Raw genomic sequence first — 15,073 nt, 5'->3', positions numbered from 1 at the left:
TCAACCTCCTCTCTCAGGAGTCCTCAGCCAAGGTTGGCAAAAAGGCGAAACGCCTTAAAGCTGGCTGGGATAATACGTATCTCACCAAAGTCCTGGCTAGCGTAGGGTGAGTATGCGTTTGCCCTGATCCTAGGGGTCTGTCAGGTTTGGATTTGGCCCGATTTAAAGCAAGCGCCGCTGTGAACTTTGGCTGGTGGGCAGTGCCCACCCTACAGCACTACAGGACTCGCAGCACGCTGGCCACGCTGTGGATCTCCGGGTAATCCCGCAGCTCATCCAGCGCCGTCTGAAAATTCGCCTCCGTCACTTCATGACTAACGATCACAATCTCTGCCCGCGTCTCATGCTGACCAATCTGAACAATCGACTCCAGACTCACCTGGTGGCGGCCAAAACAGGTGCCCAGCTTGCCAATCACCCCCGGTGCGTCTTCCGCCAGTAGGCGTACATAAAAGCGGCTGACGATGTCGGCCATCGGGCTGACCTTGCAGTAGTGCTGATGACTACAGGCCAGCAGTGGATTGGTAGCCTGAGGCGTAGTGCCCGCCCGCAGGTTCGCTGCCAGATTCAGCAGGTCAGACACCACCGCACTGGCCGTCGGCCCTTCCCCCGCCCCCGGCCCAAAAAACATCACCTGGCCAATCGGGTCACCCTCAATCAAAATCGCGTTGTAGACATCGTTCACCGAGGCCAGGGGATGACTGACGGGCACCAGGGTGGGATGAACCCGCAGTTGTAATTGATCCAGTGCTTGGTCAGAGGTCTCGTCAAACTCACCGTCGCGGCGGGCGATCGCCAGCAGCTTAATCACAAACCCGAGGCGATCGGCGTAGGCAATATCAGCAGCGGTGACGTGACGAATGCCCTCGCTGTAGACCTCCGATAGCTTAATGCGGCCCCCAAAGGCCAGCGACGCCAAAATCGCAATCTTGTCTGCCGCATCCAGGCCGTCCACATCGGCGCTGGGGTCAGCCTCGGCGTAGCCTAGCCGCTGGGCATCCGCCAAAATCGACTCGAAGTCACCCCCCTCCCGCTGCATGCGGGTGAGAATGTAGTTGGTGGTGCCGTTGATAATCCCCGTCACCGCCCGGATGCGGTTCACCCCCAGCGCCTGCTTCAGCGGCTGAATGACAGGAATGCCCCCGGCTACCGCCGCCTCCAGCAGCACGTAAACTCCCGCCTCATTGGCGGCGGTAAAAATTTCGTCACCGTAGCGGGCAATCACCGCCTTGTTAGCGGTTACCACATGCTTGCCCTGGGCAATGGCTTTGAGAATGAGCGATCGCGCCGGTTCCAGCCCCCCCATCACCTCTACCACTACATCAATGACGGGGTCGCTGACAATGCTCTCCAGGTCAGTGGTGAGGCGATCGCCCCCGATCTCCACCGAGCGCGGCTTATCTAAACTCCGCACCCCCACCCGAGCCAGCTCAATCTGTCCCACCAGCGGGTGGCGATGGGCCGGATCCAGCAAAATTTTGGCCGTTCCCGACCCCACTGTCCCCAACCCCAGCAAACCGACACGCATAACCAATGGTCTGACTTCCTTAACTGCGATCGCTATGCCCAATTGTAAAGGGATTGCAGCAAGCAAAAAAAAGAAGGGCCGATTCGGCCCTTCTTTTTTTTGCTTGCCCCTGACCTAGTAGGTCTCTACATGCCAGCGGTGCTCTTTCTTCATCTGCTTGCGGAACTCGACCCAGTCAACGCCGTGCTTGGTCGCCGCAACGGTCATGCCTTCATCGATGCCGTCTTCCATACCCTTCAGACCGCACATGTAGGTGTGGGTGTTGGGCTTCTGCATCAGATCCCACAGCACATCGGCATGCTCAGCCACCCGGTGCTGAATGTACATGCGACCGCCCTCAGCATTTTGCTGCTCGCGGCTGATGGCGTAGGTGAGCTTGAAGTTCTCAGGGTACTCCTTCTCCATTTGCTCCAGTTCCTCTCTGTAGAGGATGTTTGGAGTAAAGGGCACACCAAAGATCAGCCAGGCCAAGCCCTTGAATTGGTAATCGGGGTTCTTCTGACGCTCGGCTTCCTTGAACATGCGCCACAGGTAGGCGCGGAAGGGAGCAATACCCGTCCCGGTAGCCAGCATGATAACAGTTGCGTCAGGGTCATCGGGCAGCAGCATTTCCTTACCCACAGGCCCGGTAATTTTCACATCGGCACCGGGCTCAATGTGGCACAGGAAGGTTGAACAGGTGCCGTAGACCATCTCCCCCGACTCGGGGTGCTTGTACTCTAGCTGGCGCACGCAGAGCGACACGGTTTTGTCGTCCATGTCATCACCATGGCGAGTCGAGGCGATGGAATACAAGCGCAGTTTGTGGGGCTTGCCTTTGTCATCGGTGCCGTCGGGAATAATGCCAATGCTCTGGCCCTCCACGTAGTGAAGATTCCCGCCGGACAGGTCAAACTTGATGTGCTGCACAATCCCTGAACCACCCTCTTGAACCAACGGTTCGTTCGACAAAACCTTGCCGACGTAGGGGCTGTTGGGCTTATAGAGGTTGACGGGCACGCTGGCACCGGGCTTGGGCGCGGCTTGAGTCATGGGCTTATTGTTGGTTTGGGTGGGCGCGGTCTTGGCTGGGGCAACAGCTTCGGCAGGCGCAACCACGGGAGCCGTAATGGGTGTAGGCTCAGCATTACTAGGGGTACCCACCTCTTCAATGGGTCGAATGCTGACGATTTTGCCGCCCATGCGGGCAATCCGCTGCATCTCTTGATTCATACGGGCGTAGGGCACCGTGATGAATACACTGCCACTCTTGCGAATGGGGTTGTTCATCTGATCAGTTTCCGCGTTTTGGCGCAAACCCTGCACTTCGTATAAAAACAAACGGCTTCCGGCCACAGTACTGGCGTTGCCGCCGCTCACACTTGGATTGTACATATCTAAAATTCAGTGACTCTCTAGACCCAACTAAGTGCGACGGAGGCACACCGCCATCACCCGCCGCTTCTGTTCTAATGATGCGACTCAGACGACCCTGGGGGCCAATCTAGAAGTGGCGGCACTAGAAATACGTTTAGCTTAGGGTATCACTGTAAGACGGTGTAAAGCCGCGAGCTAAGAGATAGAGCACGACGCAACTAGCTCCATACCCAGCCTATGCCCCAGTGAATGTTTGCACTCTAGTTACATCCTGAGGGAAAGACTGTGTTCTTTGCAGCAGCGGGCGTTAAGTTAATCTAAAATCTCCGTTCGACCAAAAATATCCTGGGGCTATTCCTGCGCTGATCCCCCGCCAAAAACTGTTGTGAAGGATACTAGCTTCTGATAGGATGAGACTAATTGCGGTAGAAATACTTATCCTCCAAGCCAGTTTAGTGCCTACGGCGGTTTAGCTGCCCGGAGGGTTATACAACAGTCAGCGCTTGGGTTGCGGTTCACCCTCAGCCCCGCAGGTGCGGTGTTCTGATGTCAGGGAAGATTTCGCTACTCCCTCTACGTCAGGATATCTGGGCTTCACTGGCGCGACGTTCGCAAGGCATTCACTCCCTTGGGCAGTGGTTCTGGGGTGTTGGGCAACGGCTAAACCAGATTCACATCTAGGAATGGCTTTCTTCTGCTGCGCAGCAGCGCTGGGTTCTGTATATATACGATTGTTTTAGAGGGAACTTATGATCAGCAAGCCAGGTAAGGTAGTTTTAATCGGTGTCGCTGGCGATTCTGGGTGCGGCAAATCGACATTTCTACGGCGACTGAGCGATCTGTTCGGCGCTGAACTCATGACCGTCATTTGCCTAGATGACTACCACAGCCTCGATCGCAAGCAGCGCAAAGCCGCCGGGGTGACCGCCCTCGACCCCAAAGCCAACAACTTTGATCTGATGTACGAACAGATCAAGGCTCTCAAAGAAGGCAAGAGCATCGACAAGCCGATCTACAACCACGAAACTGGCGAACTCGACCCCCCCGAGCGGGTTGACCCCAACCGCATTCTCGTCATCGAAGGTCTGCACCCCCTCTACGACGAGCGCGTGCGCGACCTAATCGACTTCAGCGTTTACCTCGATATCAGCGACGAAGTCAAAATCGCCTGGAAGATTCAGCGCGATATGGCCGAGCGTGGTCACACCTACGAAGACGTACTGGCCTCTATCAATGCCCGTCGCCCTGACTTTGAAGCCTACATCGACATCCAAAAGCAGTATGCCGATGTGGTGATTCAAATTCTGCCCACCCAGCTCATCCCCAACGACGAAGAGAAGAAGGTGCTGCGGGTACGTCTCATGCAGCGCGAAGGCATCGAAGGTTTCGACCCCGTCTACCTGTTTGACGAAGGCTCCACCATCGATTGGATTCCCTGCGGGCGCAAGCTCACCTGCTCTTACCCCGGCATTCGCATGCACTACGGCCCCGACGCCTACTACGGGCACGAAGTGTCGGTGCTAGAGGTGGATGGTCAGTTCGATCGCCTCGAAGAGATGATCTACATTGAGAGTCACCTCAGCAACACCTCTACCAAGTACTACGGCGAAATGACCGAGCTGCTGCTCAAGCACCGCGAGTACCCCGGTTCGACCAACGGCAGCGGCCTGTTCCAGGTGCTGGTGGGGCTAAAAATGCGCGCCACCTACGAGCGTCTGATCGCCGCCGATCGCGAAGTAGCGGCTACCGTCTAGGGTAGACAAGTTGTCAGGTTGTCAGGTCTAACTTGCCAACCTGATAACTTCAATTGATTCAAGGCAAGCCGCTGGACGCCTTCAGATTTAATCTATCTGGCTTAATAGAGAGGGGATGGCGATCGCGATGTCCTCTCTTTTTTTGCTATGGAACTCACTACCCCAGCCCTGCTGTTTCCCGCTATCTCGCTGCTACTGCTGGCCTATACTGGCACTGGTCTCTTAAGAGGAGATGAATCGCTATAACCTTTATACGGCAAGGGTTATAGACAATTGGCCCAAAATCTCGAAAATGCTTGTCATGCAAGGCTTTCAGCTATTCATCACCGATTAGCAGACCAGTGCCCATGACGGTGTAGCTTTTTACTATGACTGAACTAGGGACTGTCTATATCGTGGGGGCCGGGCCGGGGAGCCTCGACTACCTAACCCTGCGGGGCTACTGCCTGTTACAGCAGGCCGAGTGCCTGGTCTACGACGCGCTGGTAGATGAGGAGCTGTTGGGGTTGTTGCCGAGGGGATGCGATCGCATCGACATGGGTAAGCGCGGCGGCCAGCCCAGCGCCGCCCAGGCCAACATCAATCAACTGTTGGTCAAGCTTTCCTTAGAGGGGCGTCAGGTGGTACGCCTCAAAAGTGGCGACCCCTTTATCTTTGGCCGCACCGCCGCCGAAGTGCAGGCGCTGCACGAAGCGGGCTGTCCAGTGGAAATTGTCCCCGGCGTTTCGTCTGCCCTGGCGGCCCCGCTGCTGGCGGGCATTCCCCTCACCGACCCGGTGTGGAGCCACGGCTTTGGCGTCTTTACCGCCCACGACCCTGATCTGCTCGACTGGCCCACCCTAGCCCGCCTGCATACCCTGGTGCTGCTCATGGGCAGCCGCCACCTCGAAGAAATCGTCCACCGCCTGCGCCAAAACGGCTGCCGGGGTGACATGCCCGTGGCGATCATTCGCTGGGGTGGGCATGCCCAGCAGCAGGTGTGGGAGGGCACTCTGCTCACCATTCGCCAGGTGACGCGAGGTGAAACGCTCTCTCCCTGCGTGATTGTGTTTGGGGAAGTTGTACGACTGCGGCGATATTTGGCTGCATCCGAGCCAATTCAAAATTTCTCCTCCGGAGACGCTACGCGTAGGCATAGCCAGTCCAAAGGACTTACAAAATTCAAAATTCAAAATTTAGAAGCTACCGGGCTATCACTCACTCACCCACCCATCCACTCACCCACTTGCCCACTTTCTTCCAAGACCATTCTCATCACCCGCGCCGCCGAGCAATCCAGCGCCTTCGCCGACCTGCTCACGGCTCAGGGGGCCACGGTGGTTGACCTACCGGCTTTGGAAATGCGATCGCCGTCGAGCTGGGCGGGGTTGGATGGGGCGATCGCATCCCTGCCGACCTTCCACTGGCTAATTCTCTCCTCGGCCAATGCGGTAAATTTCTTTGTCGATCGGCTGCTGGAGCAGGGGAAGGATCTGCGTGCCCTGAGTGGGCTCAAAATCGCCGTAGTGGGACGCAAAACGGCGGCGGTGCTGAGAAAACGGGGGCTGGTGCCCGACTTTATCCCGCCCGACTTTGTGGCCGATTCCCTAATTGCTCACTTTCCTGAGGCGGTGTCGGGGCAGCGACTGCTGTTCCCTCGGGTGGAGAGCGGCGGTCGGGAGGTGCTGGTGCAGGAGTTTACCGCTGCCGGGGCCGAGGTGGTGGAGGTGGCGGCCTACGAGTCGGGCTGTCCAGCATCTCCCGACCCCGATGCCGTGGCGGCGCTGAATCAGGGTCGGGTGGATGTGATCACGTTCGCCAGCTCTAAAACCGTGGTGCACACAGCTCAGCTTTTGGAGCAGGGCTTGGGCGCGGGCTGGCGTGAGCTGCTCAAGGGGGTGGCGATCGCCTCCATTGGCCCCAAAACCTCCAACAGCTGCCGCGAAATTCTGGGCCGAGTCGATATTGAGCCAGCGGAATACACGCTGGATGGACTGACGGAGGCGATCGCCGCATGGGCCAGCGCATTGTCGGGCTAACCGGGGGCATTGCCACCGGCAAATCGACCGTGTCGGATTACCTAGCGCGAGTACACCACCTGCCCGTGCTGGACGCCGACATCTACGCTCGCCAGGCCGTGGAGTTGGGGTCGGCGGTGTTGGGGGCGATCGCGGCCCGCTACGGAAAATCCCTGCTTCACCCCGATGGCACTCTGAACCGGGGCAAGCTGGGGGAAATTATCTTTAACCAGCCCGCCGAAAAAGCCTGGCTAGAGCAGCAGATTCACCCCGTGGTGCGTCAGTGCTTTGCGGCGGCCATGGCCGAATTGGCCGAGGCCCCCGTCGTGGTGCACGTCATTCCGCTTTTGTTTGAGGCCAACCTGACTGATCAGGTGAGTGAAATTTGGGTAGTGACCTGTCCCCTGGAGCGCCAGCGTCAGCGTCTGATGGAGCGCAACGGTTTGACAGCTGAGCAGGCCACTGCCCGCATTCAAAGCCAGATGCCCTTGGCTGAAAAGGTGGCTTTAGCGGATGTGGTGATCGACAACTCTGCCGACTTGCCCGCCCTATTCCGCCGGGTGGACGAGGCGTTGCAGCACGCCCCCGAGGGCTGCTGAGTCTAGGGCGTTATCGGGCTTGGCATAGGCGGCGTAGGGGCTGCCCTGGGTTGGTCCCTGGTGTCGCAGCCATAGGGCACAAAGCGTTGTCCGAGAAGGCGCATCGGGCCAGAGCTTTTGGTGGTTTGACAGGTCGAGCACGGTGGCCAGGTCGGTATAGCGTTGTAGCCAGTGGCGCAGAGGAGCACTGTTACTCTGTGCCCAAAAGGGATCGAGCAACACCCCGCAGCGACCGCCAGGCCGCAAGAGTTGCAGGCTGCGTTCTAGAAATAACCGCGACCAAAAGAGCCGTCCTGGGCTTTGGCCCTCCGGTCCCGAGCTGCTGTGGGGATATTGGTCAGAGCGGCGCAGGTAGTTGCTCAGCCAGGTGAACTGGCCCCGATACTCGGCCCAGGCCTGGGTGAGATCGGGGTCAATGGTGAGCACCGGCTGGCGGTTGTGCCGAAAGGTCGAAGGGGCCACGTTTTTTTGCTCAAACAGGCTGGCATAGCGCTCCACAAAGCCGGTTTGGGTCGCCTCGATCGCCCCGCGCGGAAAGTGGCTGAGCACAATATCGAAGCCGCCTTGGTCGCGCAGCCGCTGGTGAAAATAAAACCCCCAGTGAAAAGGCTGGGCCGCATCGATATCGGCCTGGCTGAGGGGGCGCGTGGGGCGATCGCCCGCCGGATCGGGCACCCGCAGGCCCAGCTGCTGGCTGCCCTCGCTCCACAGCAGGTGGGTGAGTTTGCTTTGGGCAATGGCGTTGAGTTCGTCGAGGCGATCGCGCAAAAAGTCGGCCTGGGCGTAGGCGGGCACGCTGCCCACTTCGGCCAACAGCTGGGTCTGACTGCGGTAGTGCTCTAGCCGCACCTGACGCTCGGCCAGCACTGACTGGTAGCTGTCAGCGATCAAGGGCTGAAGCAGATTCCCCTGGAGCGGGATAGCCGGTTCTGAAGCTTTGGCCCCACGCCTGGGCTGCACCTGGTCAAATCGTTCGTCGTCAACGCGCACTAGACCGACCAAAGCATTGCCCTGAAGGATAGTCAGCGTCAGGTCAGGCAGGATGGTGAGTTCCGTGGGCTGGGTTGTGTGCTGCACTCCCGCCAGCCACAGCCGCAGCCGGGCTAGCTCCACCGCCGGGGGCCATAGGTCGAGGCCGTAGAGGGCGTGGGTCGCCAGGTGTTGGTAGATGCCTAAAGTGGGGTTGTTGGCGGACGATTTTGCCCAGGTGGGGACAGTTTTGGTGGAAGTTTGGGTGGCGATCGCCCGCAAATCCTGAGCCAGTTCCATCAGATGATTCAGCGCCGCTACGAGAAAACGGCCTGAACCACAGGCGGGGTCGAGCAGGGTGAGCTGGCCCAGTTCGCTCAACAGCGCTCCGGCCTCGGCGGGGGAGAGTTCCTTTAAAAGCTGTTCGGTGGAGCGGTGGCGACGCCCGATCAGCGCCTCGGCGCGATCGAGCAGGGTGGCGTGGATGGTGCGATCGCACAGTGCCCCCAGCAGCGGTGCTGGCGTTGCCAGGTCGGCTCCATCGTGACCATTGACCGCCTGCTCTAGCAGCATGCCCAGACCCGCATCTAGCCCCATAGGAGCCGCCGCCGCCAGGTCGGCCAGCCAGTTGAGGGCGGGCTCAAAGGCAGCATCGGGTAGGGGAATATGGCCCCAGCGCTGGTCTAGCTCAGTGAAGCGAAATGGCCCCGTGGGCAAAAAGGGCAGCGGTCCAAACCGCTGGCGCAAAGCCGGGGGGCGTTCCTCGGTGGGTAGGGTGAAGCCCTGCTGGCAGAGCGGTTGCAGCACCTGCGAGAAGAATCCATCCAGCTCGCGCTGCTGACTTTGGCCAAACTGGTTGTGCAGATACCACTCGTCACCGCTCAGGTAGCCCCGCTGTTGCAGCGCCGCCACGGCGATCAGACGGGTGAGCAGCAGGGTGGCATAGGGCAGGCGTTGATCGCCAGGCAGAGTTCCCAGGGCGCTGACCAGCGCCTGCCAGCTGTGGTGAAAGCCTGCCGCTAGGGCTGGGCTGGGGGGCTGCTCTGCCGTAAGGCCCATAGCGCCTAGGCCGAGGGGGGCTGTTTGGTCGCCATAGCGTAGTCGCGGAAGCGGTTGAGGTCGTCTTGTAATGTGGCTTCGACCAATCGACCGAGGAACAACCCATCCATCCACTTAATGACGGCGGGCACCGAGTAAGACACGGTGAGCTTAACGGTAGACTGGCCGTCTTTGCCGTAAAAGCGAATTGCCCCCCGGTTGGGCAGACCGTCGATCGCCTCCCACTGAATGATTTGGTGGGTAACCAGGTTGGTGATTTTAGAGCGCCAGGTAAACTCTAGGCCCCGCGAGGCCAGCTTCCATTCTGAAATTTCGGGGTCAGCCTCAGAGATTTTGACGGAGTCGATCCACTTCATCCAGCGGGGCATTTGCTCCAGGTCAGACCACAGATCCCAGGAGGTTTCTACCGGTACATCGACATCGACTAAAACGCTGTGATCGAGCCATTCACCCATGGTTTATCCCTGCTGTGACTAAAGCTGTGCAGATGGCGGTCTGCGAACGGGAGTGGCGATCGCTATCCCGATGCAGAGGCAAGGTGTTCCCCGCCAGCACTGAGCCTATTCTACCCGCATTTCTACGGGCGCACTTGTCTCAACTGTTTTGTCGACGCTACACCTCTAGCGCCGGGCGCAAGCCTTGTGCCCCTACCCTCACCCACCCTTGCGCGCAACCAGGGTACGGTGGCGGGGGTCGCTGGGCACCGTGATGGATGGCTCAAAGCCCGCCTCTACCAGGGCGGCTTCTAAATCAAAGGTGTAGTAGTCGTCGCTCCAGGGTTCGGTGCTTTTCATCAGCGTAAACAGCACCGGGGGCAGGGCTTGAATCACGGGCGATTTGGGATTGTTGTCAACAATAGCCAGAGCCCCACCGGGCCGCAGCACCCGCAGGGCTTCGGCAAAAATCGCCTGGGTAGCGGTGCGGGGCAGTTCGTGGGCGACAAACTGCATCGTCACCACATCAAAAGACCCATCGGCAAAGCCGGTAGCTTCTGCCGCCCCGTGCACCCATTGGGCAATTTCACCGTTAGTATCCTGGGATTGAGCTACCGCTAGCATGTAGGGCGACAGATCGAGCCCCACGGTGCGCACTGGATTGTTGGGGTCGCTTTTTTGGGCGTAGTGGCGATGCAGGCTGAGGGTTGAGATGCCTACCGAACAGCCCACATCTAGAATGTCTGCCACCTGGGCAGGGCCATGCTGATCGAGTACGTCTAGAAAGCTTTGGCGCAGGCGAATTTGGGCCTCCTGCCAGGAAATTTCTTCGGTCGGCCAAACGCGCAGGGCCATGGCGTAGGTGGCGGGGGCGGCCTCAAAGGCGGCTTGCCAGCAGAGGTTGCCCTCGCTGTAGGCGTGGAAGGGCACCTGGTAATAGTTAGGGTAGACCACCGCTGGGTTGGTGAGTTCATCCAACCGCTGGCGCATCTCAGGGGTGTCGAGATCGAGGCAGGTCTGCCGCCAAGGGACACCATTTTTCTCGGCGGTTTTGATCATAACCTGACGGGCCTGGCGCTTCATCAGGCTGTAGAGAGCCGGGGTTTGAATGGCGCGGTTGACGAGGCGCGAGAGCAGGTCGTCGCCGGCCCAGTCGGGTTTGAGTTTGGTCGTAGTCATGGACGCGGTAGGGAGGGTTTAGGCTACTGTACCGGATTGGCGGGTGCGCTGGCAGGGCCTGTTCTGACTGCTACGCCGCTGGGGTAGGATATCGGCATAGCAGTATGGCGATCGCTCTATGGCCCCCAATGTCTTACCGCTTCATACGCTGAACCCGTTGGGACGGTTTTCTGACCGCGCCCAAGACTATGCTCGCTATCGGCCTGGCTATCCTGAGGGGGCGATCGCCGCCATTTTGGCCGACCTGGGCGATCCCCAACTGCTCGTGGTGGCCGATATTGGGGCAGGCACCGGCATTTCGAGTCGGCTGCTGGGCGACCTGGGCCCCAGGGTGATTGCGGTAGAACCCAATGCCGCCATGCGCGAGGCGGCTGAACCGCACCCTCAGGTAGTCTTTCACCCCGGCACGGGCGAGCAGACGAGGCTGGCGGATGCGTGTATTCATATTGTGACCTGCTGCCAGTCGTTTCACTGGTTCAATGCACCGCTGGCGCTGGCGGAATTTGACCGCATTTTGCTACCAGGGGGGCGATTAGCCCTGCTCTGGCATGACTGGGATTTAGAGGACTCGGGCACGGCGGCCTACTATCAGATTATCCATGCCGTGGCGACGCGCGCTATCGACCACCGCGACCATACCCAGGCGCTGGCGGCGATTGAGCAGCAGGCTGGGTTTTCGCGGGTGCGACACTTGAGCTTTGACTATGGCCAGACGCTGGCGCTGCCTGAGGTGGTGGGGCGATCGCTCAGCTCGTCCTACATTCCTAAGCAAGGGCGAGCCCACCTACAGTTTCTCGATACCATCGCCGCCTGGCATCGGGCCTGGGCTGCGATCGACGGCACGGTGACATTGAAGTACATCACCAACCTCTATCTGAGCGAAAAAGTCGATGCTGAGCTAGCCGAGTGAGATGCGAGCACCGCTGTTTCGGTGTCAGGATTCTAGGCCACTCGGAGCGAGAATGACTACAGTTCGCTGCCGGGGGTTGGGGGCTTGCCCAGGGGAGAGCGATCGTAGTGGTGGAGCAAGTCGGCGGGGTCGTCGTAGATGGCGATCGCGCCCGCCAACTCTTCATCGCTAAAGCCGCCGGAGCGCACGGCAATCACTTTTACCCCGGCTTTGCCCGCCGCCTCAATATCGTAGGGGGTGTCGGCCAGCATGACTACGCGATCGGGGTCTAGCTGGGCTTTGGCTAGGGCGGCCTGCACAATGTCGGGGGCTGGCTTAGAGTTTTCGGCTTCGCTGGACGAAGTCGTTTCGTGCAGCAAATCTTCGACGTTGGCCACTTTGAGCATGACCTCCAGTTCGCCATCGCTGGCGGAGGTGGCCACGACGACGTGCAGCCCATCGGCCAGCAATTTCTGCACCAGCGATCGCGCCCCGGCGGTCGGCTTGAGCTGCGGGCGATATTTGTTCAAGACCAGCTCTTTGTGCTCGCTGGCGATGGTCTTGCCGGGCTCTTCCGCTTCACTGAGTTCAGCCACCAGCTGGGGCACGAGCTGATCGCCCCCCATGCCCATCAGCGATCGCACCTGGTCAAAGTCCACCTGGTAGCCGTGGTTATCAAAGGCCTCAACCCATGCCTTGGCGTGGATTTCGTTGCTTGCCACCAGCGTGCCGTCAATGTCTAAAATAATGCCGTCAAGGGCCATGTCTGTTCCTGCCAACCGGAGAATGTCCCCATCCTGGCAGGATGGCAGCGGCTACACATCTTCCGAGCGACCAGTGTGGTGGCGGCTGGCATAGAATTGACTTCAGCCTCAGCACACCTCACCGCTGCTGTCTTTACGTTCCCTAGGGCAGACGGCGAAAAGCGCGATCGCTATTAAAGTTAGGTATTCCCTCCGCCTGTATCTGTCGGCGTAGGATCTTACCGGCATGAAATTGACAATTTTGCGGAGCCGAAGGTTTTGGCTATTGGCCGGGGGTGGGGTAGCCTTGGCGCTGCTGAGCAGTCAACTACCGCTGCAAGACTGGTTTGTGAACACTGGAAGCTGGCTGACATCGCTGGGAGTCGTGGCGATTCCGGCCTTTATTGGGCTGTATCTGCTGGCGACCGTGGGCGGCCTACCCAACATCGTGCTCATCCTCGTGGCGGGGGCAGTGTTTGGTCTGGCGCAGGGAATAGTCGTGGCTTCGGTGGCCGACACTCTGGGGGCGATCGCCTGTTTTGGGGTGGGGCGCACCTTGGCTCGCGATCGCATCCAGCGCTGGATGGTCAAAAACCCCGGCTTTGCTCGGCTAGATCATGCCGTAGGCCAAAAAGGGTGGAAAATTTTGCTGCTGACCCGGCTTTCCCCCCTGGTGCCGTCTAACCTGCTCAACTATGGCTTTAGCTGCACTAAGGTAAATTTCTGGCAGTACTGCTTTTGCTCTTGGATAGGTATGCTGCCGGTGATTACGCTGTACGTCTATTTGGGTTCCTTTGGTGTGGCCCTATTTCAAGACGGGCTCACCACCGAAAAACTGGCGCTGCAAGGGGGCGGGGCCGTACTGGCGATCGCCGCCGGCTGGTACACCACCAACCTGACCCGCAAGGCATTGCAACCTGAGCATTCAGGTGAAGTCTCTGAGCAAGACGGCGATTATAGATAAACGGCTGGCATCTCCTGCGACTATATTCCCGGTTAGCCTACATTAATCATCTTTTCAATCAGCGCAATCAACCTATCTTGATTAACTACTTGAAACTTCCAAAACTGGCTTAGCCTCTCGGTCTTAGCATCTTCAAGATCAAGCATAACTAGAAACGCTTTTTCAGGAGAAATTGACAAACGCTTCCGATGATCAGAAAACTTCTTCAAATGCGCATTGTAGTCGCCTCCTGTCTTGCATTCAATAAGTAAAGGTTCTCCTGATATTAGGAACAGCAAGTCTAGCTCAAAGCTATCCCCGTTCGAAAACTTTACTACTGGATTGGCTAAACAGTCATAGGGTAATTGAGACTGCTGAAGCAGTTCAGAAATTTTATGGTGAATGTATCGCTCAAACCACCCCCCATTAAAAAAACTTCTAATATCTCCCCGATCCTGTAAGACGGCGTGAATAGTCTTGTCATCTTTGGAGTAGCGATAGGACGAGAATAGGGTGTCATCATGCAAGTTGTAGCAAAATTGTGGAGGATAGGCAAAGGCAAGCGCATATAACAGAGGCGAGCTAGTTCCCGCAACCCACCACTACCTTCTTTCAGCTCACTTCAGCTTTGTCTGAATCTAGTACGCTGCGGCAGAAATGATCCTACTGTTCAGAATGCTTGAAATACCTGTACCCTAAGGATTTTTCACTTTGCATTTTGCATTTTGAACTCTGCATAGCGGCACTAGTCCTTTAAACTCCTCTGTTCAGGTTGGTTGGTTGTATCCTGCTTCGGTTTGGAGGCAGACGAGCACCAGTGCAGTTGCAGGGGGCAGACGAACCGGAGAACGACGGGAACTAACCTAACGGATTAATGTTTGCCCAGACGATGCAAACGGTGGATATGGCTTTAACTCGAACCTTTCTAAAGAGGGAGGGTACCTCTAAATTCTTGCGGAATCATAAGAATTGTGAGTAATGACGCACTATCGTACTTCTAGTTAGGAAATACCTCTAATGACGGATATGACAACCTTATCAACTAAGCTTGCCGACCTGAAGCTTTTCCAAAATGTCTTGATTGACAGCGAGCAAAAGCTAATGGCGGCCACCAGTGATAGCACCATTCGTGAGCGTCTTGAGGGGATGCTAAAGAGCGATCGCGAAAACCTCATCAACATCCAAGAAGCTGTGACTAAACTAGGTGCCGCAGCAGAGCCCCGCGACATCACCCAAAAGCATGCTGAGGCCGTCACCAAAATGATGGATGGTTCAGAACTATCCTCCTACGACAAGTTTTTTCAGCTTGAGTTGTTGAAGCACCAGCAGGTAATGACGGGTTTGGTGCTGCACAAAGTAGGCCAATCCTTAAGCGATACGCTTCAAGATGCCATGGAGCCGCTCAACAAAGTTAACTTTGAAAATCGGGCCCACCAAGAGGTGCTCAAAGGCGTTCTTTACTTTGTTGGCACTCGTGAAATAGCGGGCAAAGAGCCTGATATGGGCCTGTGGGCCAGTGTTGAACAGGGTATTGCGGCTCTAAAAGGGGCGATCGGCAGCGCTGCTAGCTGATGGGCTTCTCTGCGATCGCTGCTGGGAGCGGTAGTGCACATTGTCTGGGTA

General features: G+C 57.8%; 13 protein-coding genes. 6 read left to right on the top strand and 7 right to left on the bottom strand.

The window, feature by feature from the left end; genetic code table 11:
* Positions 1–217: 217 nt before the first annotated feature.
* A complete protein-coding gene (locus VB780_RS25055) occupies positions 218–1,528 on the bottom strand; it encodes a homoserine dehydrogenase (RefSeq protein WP_323353916.1) in 1,311 nt (436 codons plus the stop codon).
* 114 nt (positions 1,529–1,642) lie between these two features.
* On the bottom strand, positions 1,643–2,902 hold the full coding sequence (gene petH, locus VB780_RS25050) for a ferredoxin--NADP reductase (RefSeq protein ID WP_323353915.1): 1,260 nt from the start codon (positions 2,900–2,902) through the stop codon (positions 1,643–1,645).
* Positions 2,903–3,633: 731 nt separating this feature from the next.
* Here petH and VB780_RS25045 point away from each other — a divergent pair.
* From VB780_RS25045 to coaE, 3 genes are all read left to right on the top strand, one after another.
* Positions 3,634–4,638, top strand: coding sequence for a phosphoribulokinase (locus VB780_RS25045; RefSeq protein WP_323353914.1), 1,005 nt, complete (start codon positions 3,634–3,636; stop codon positions 4,636–4,638).
* Positions 4,639–5,006: 368 nt separating this feature from the next.
* Positions 5,007–6,656, top strand: coding sequence for a uroporphyrinogen-III C-methyltransferase (cobA, locus tag VB780_RS25040; RefSeq protein ID WP_323353913.1), 1,650 nt, complete (start codon positions 5,007–5,009; stop codon positions 6,654–6,656).
* The gene (gene coaE / locus VB780_RS25035; protein WP_323353912.1) at positions 6,632–7,234 is read left to right on the top strand and encodes a dephospho-CoA kinase; all 603 of its coding nucleotides are present in this window, start codon (positions 6,632–6,634) and stop codon (positions 7,232–7,234) included. Before cobA ends, coaE begins: the two co-directional genes overlap by 25 nt.
* Here coaE and VB780_RS25030 read toward each other — a convergent pair.
* The 3 genes from VB780_RS25030 to VB780_RS25020 form a co-directional block, all read right to left on the bottom strand.
* Positions 7,184–9,262, bottom strand: a complete 2,079-nt coding sequence (locus tag VB780_RS25030; RefSeq protein ID WP_323353911.1) for a DNA methyltransferase — start codon at positions 9,260–9,262, stop codon at positions 7,184–7,186. The two genes, coaE and VB780_RS25030, sit on opposite strands and share 51 nt — an antisense overlap.
* A 5-nt stretch (positions 9,263–9,267) precedes the next feature.
* Positions 9,268–9,717 carry an SRPBCC family protein gene (locus tag VB780_RS25025; RefSeq protein WP_323353910.1) on the bottom strand — a complete coding sequence of 150 codons (450 nt, stop codon included), beginning with the start codon at positions 9,715–9,717 and terminating at the stop codon, positions 9,268–9,270.
* A 198-nt stretch (positions 9,718–9,915) separates the two neighbouring features.
* Complete coding sequence (locus VB780_RS25020) at positions 9,916–10,875, bottom strand: class I SAM-dependent methyltransferase (RefSeq protein ID WP_323353909.1); 960 nt, start codon at positions 10,873–10,875, stop codon at positions 9,916–9,918.
* Positions 10,876–10,993: 118 nt separating this feature from the next.
* Between VB780_RS25020 and VB780_RS25015 the strand changes: the two genes are divergently transcribed.
* Positions 10,994–11,785, top strand: a complete 792-nt coding sequence (locus VB780_RS25015; protein ID WP_323353908.1) for a class I SAM-dependent methyltransferase — start codon at positions 10,994–10,996, stop codon at positions 11,783–11,785.
* A gap of 56 nt (positions 11,786–11,841) precedes the next feature.
* Here VB780_RS25015 and VB780_RS25010 read toward each other — a convergent pair whose 3' ends face one another.
* A complete protein-coding gene (locus tag VB780_RS25010; protein WP_323353907.1) occupies positions 11,842–12,528 on the bottom strand; it encodes an HAD family hydrolase in 687 nt (228 codons plus the stop codon).
* Positions 12,529–12,754: 226 nt separating this feature from the next.
* Here VB780_RS25010 and VB780_RS25005 point away from each other — a divergent pair, with 226 nt between their 5' ends.
* A complete protein-coding gene (locus tag VB780_RS25005; protein ID WP_323353906.1) occupies positions 12,755–13,471 on the top strand; it encodes a TVP38/TMEM64 family protein in 717 nt (238 codons plus the stop codon).
* A gap of 32 nt (positions 13,472–13,503) precedes the next feature.
* Here the strand turns inward: VB780_RS25005 and VB780_RS25000 are convergent, their stop codons facing one another.
* Positions 13,504–13,977, bottom strand: a complete 474-nt coding sequence (locus VB780_RS25000; RefSeq protein WP_323353905.1) for a Card1-like endonuclease domain-containing protein — start codon at positions 13,975–13,977, stop codon at positions 13,504–13,506.
* A 490-nt stretch (positions 13,978–14,467) separates the two neighbouring features.
* Here VB780_RS25000 and VB780_RS24995 point away from each other — a divergent pair, with 490 nt between their 5' ends.
* Complete coding sequence (locus tag VB780_RS24995) at positions 14,468–15,022, top strand: hypothetical protein (protein ID WP_323353904.1); 555 nt, start codon at positions 14,468–14,470, stop codon at positions 15,020–15,022.
* Positions 15,023–15,073: the final 51 nt, after the last annotated feature.

This window comes from Leptolyngbya sp. CCNP1308 (assembly GCF_034932455.1).
GTDB lineage: Bacteria > Cyanobacteriota > Cyanobacteriia > Phormidesmidales > Phormidesmidaceae > Nodosilinea.
Note: the sequence above shows the minus strand (reverse complement) of the source record. Positions and strands in the feature narration are given on the sequence as shown.

What these genes read in the sequence shown, in the direction of transcription:
- VB780_RS25055 (WP_323353916.1), bottom strand. Translation starts at nt 1,528, where the DNA reads ATGCGTGTCGGTTTGCTGGGGTTGGGGACAGTGGGGTCGGGAACGGCC.
- petH (WP_323353915.1), bottom strand. Translation starts at nt 2,902, where the DNA reads ATGTACAATCCAAGTGTGAGCGGCGGCAACGCCAGTACTGTGGCCGGA.
- VB780_RS25045 (WP_323353914.1), top strand. Translation starts at nt 3,634, where the DNA reads ATGATCAGCAAGCCAGGTAAGGTAGTTTTAATCGGTGTCGCTGGCGAT.
- cobA (WP_323353913.1), top strand. Translation starts at nt 5,007, where the DNA reads ATGACTGAACTAGGGACTGTCTATATCGTGGGGGCCGGGCCGGGGAGC.
- coaE (WP_323353912.1), top strand. Translation starts at nt 6,632, where the DNA reads ATGGGCCAGCGCATTGTCGGGCTAACCGGGGGCATTGCCACCGGCAAA.
- VB780_RS25030 (WP_323353911.1), bottom strand. Translation starts at nt 9,262, where the DNA reads ATGGGCCTTACGGCAGAGCAGCCCCCCAGCCCAGCCCTAGCGGCAGGC.
- VB780_RS25025 (WP_323353910.1), bottom strand. Translation starts at nt 9,717, where the DNA reads ATGGGTGAATGGCTCGATCACAGCGTTTTAGTCGATGTCGATGTACCG.
- VB780_RS25020 (WP_323353909.1), bottom strand. Translation starts at nt 10,875, where the DNA reads ATGACTACGACCAAACTCAAACCCGACTGGGCCGGCGACGACCTGCTC.
- VB780_RS25015 (WP_323353908.1), top strand. Translation starts at nt 10,994, where the DNA reads ATGGCCCCCAATGTCTTACCGCTTCATACGCTGAACCCGTTGGGACGG.
- VB780_RS25010 (WP_323353907.1), bottom strand. Translation starts at nt 12,528, where the DNA reads ATGGCCCTTGACGGCATTATTTTAGACATTGACGGCACGCTGGTGGCA.
- VB780_RS25005 (WP_323353906.1), top strand. Translation starts at nt 12,755, where the DNA reads ATGAAATTGACAATTTTGCGGAGCCGAAGGTTTTGGCTATTGGCCGGG.
- VB780_RS24995 (WP_323353904.1), top strand. Translation starts at nt 14,468, where the DNA reads ATGACGGATATGACAACCTTATCAACTAAGCTTGCCGACCTGAAGCTT.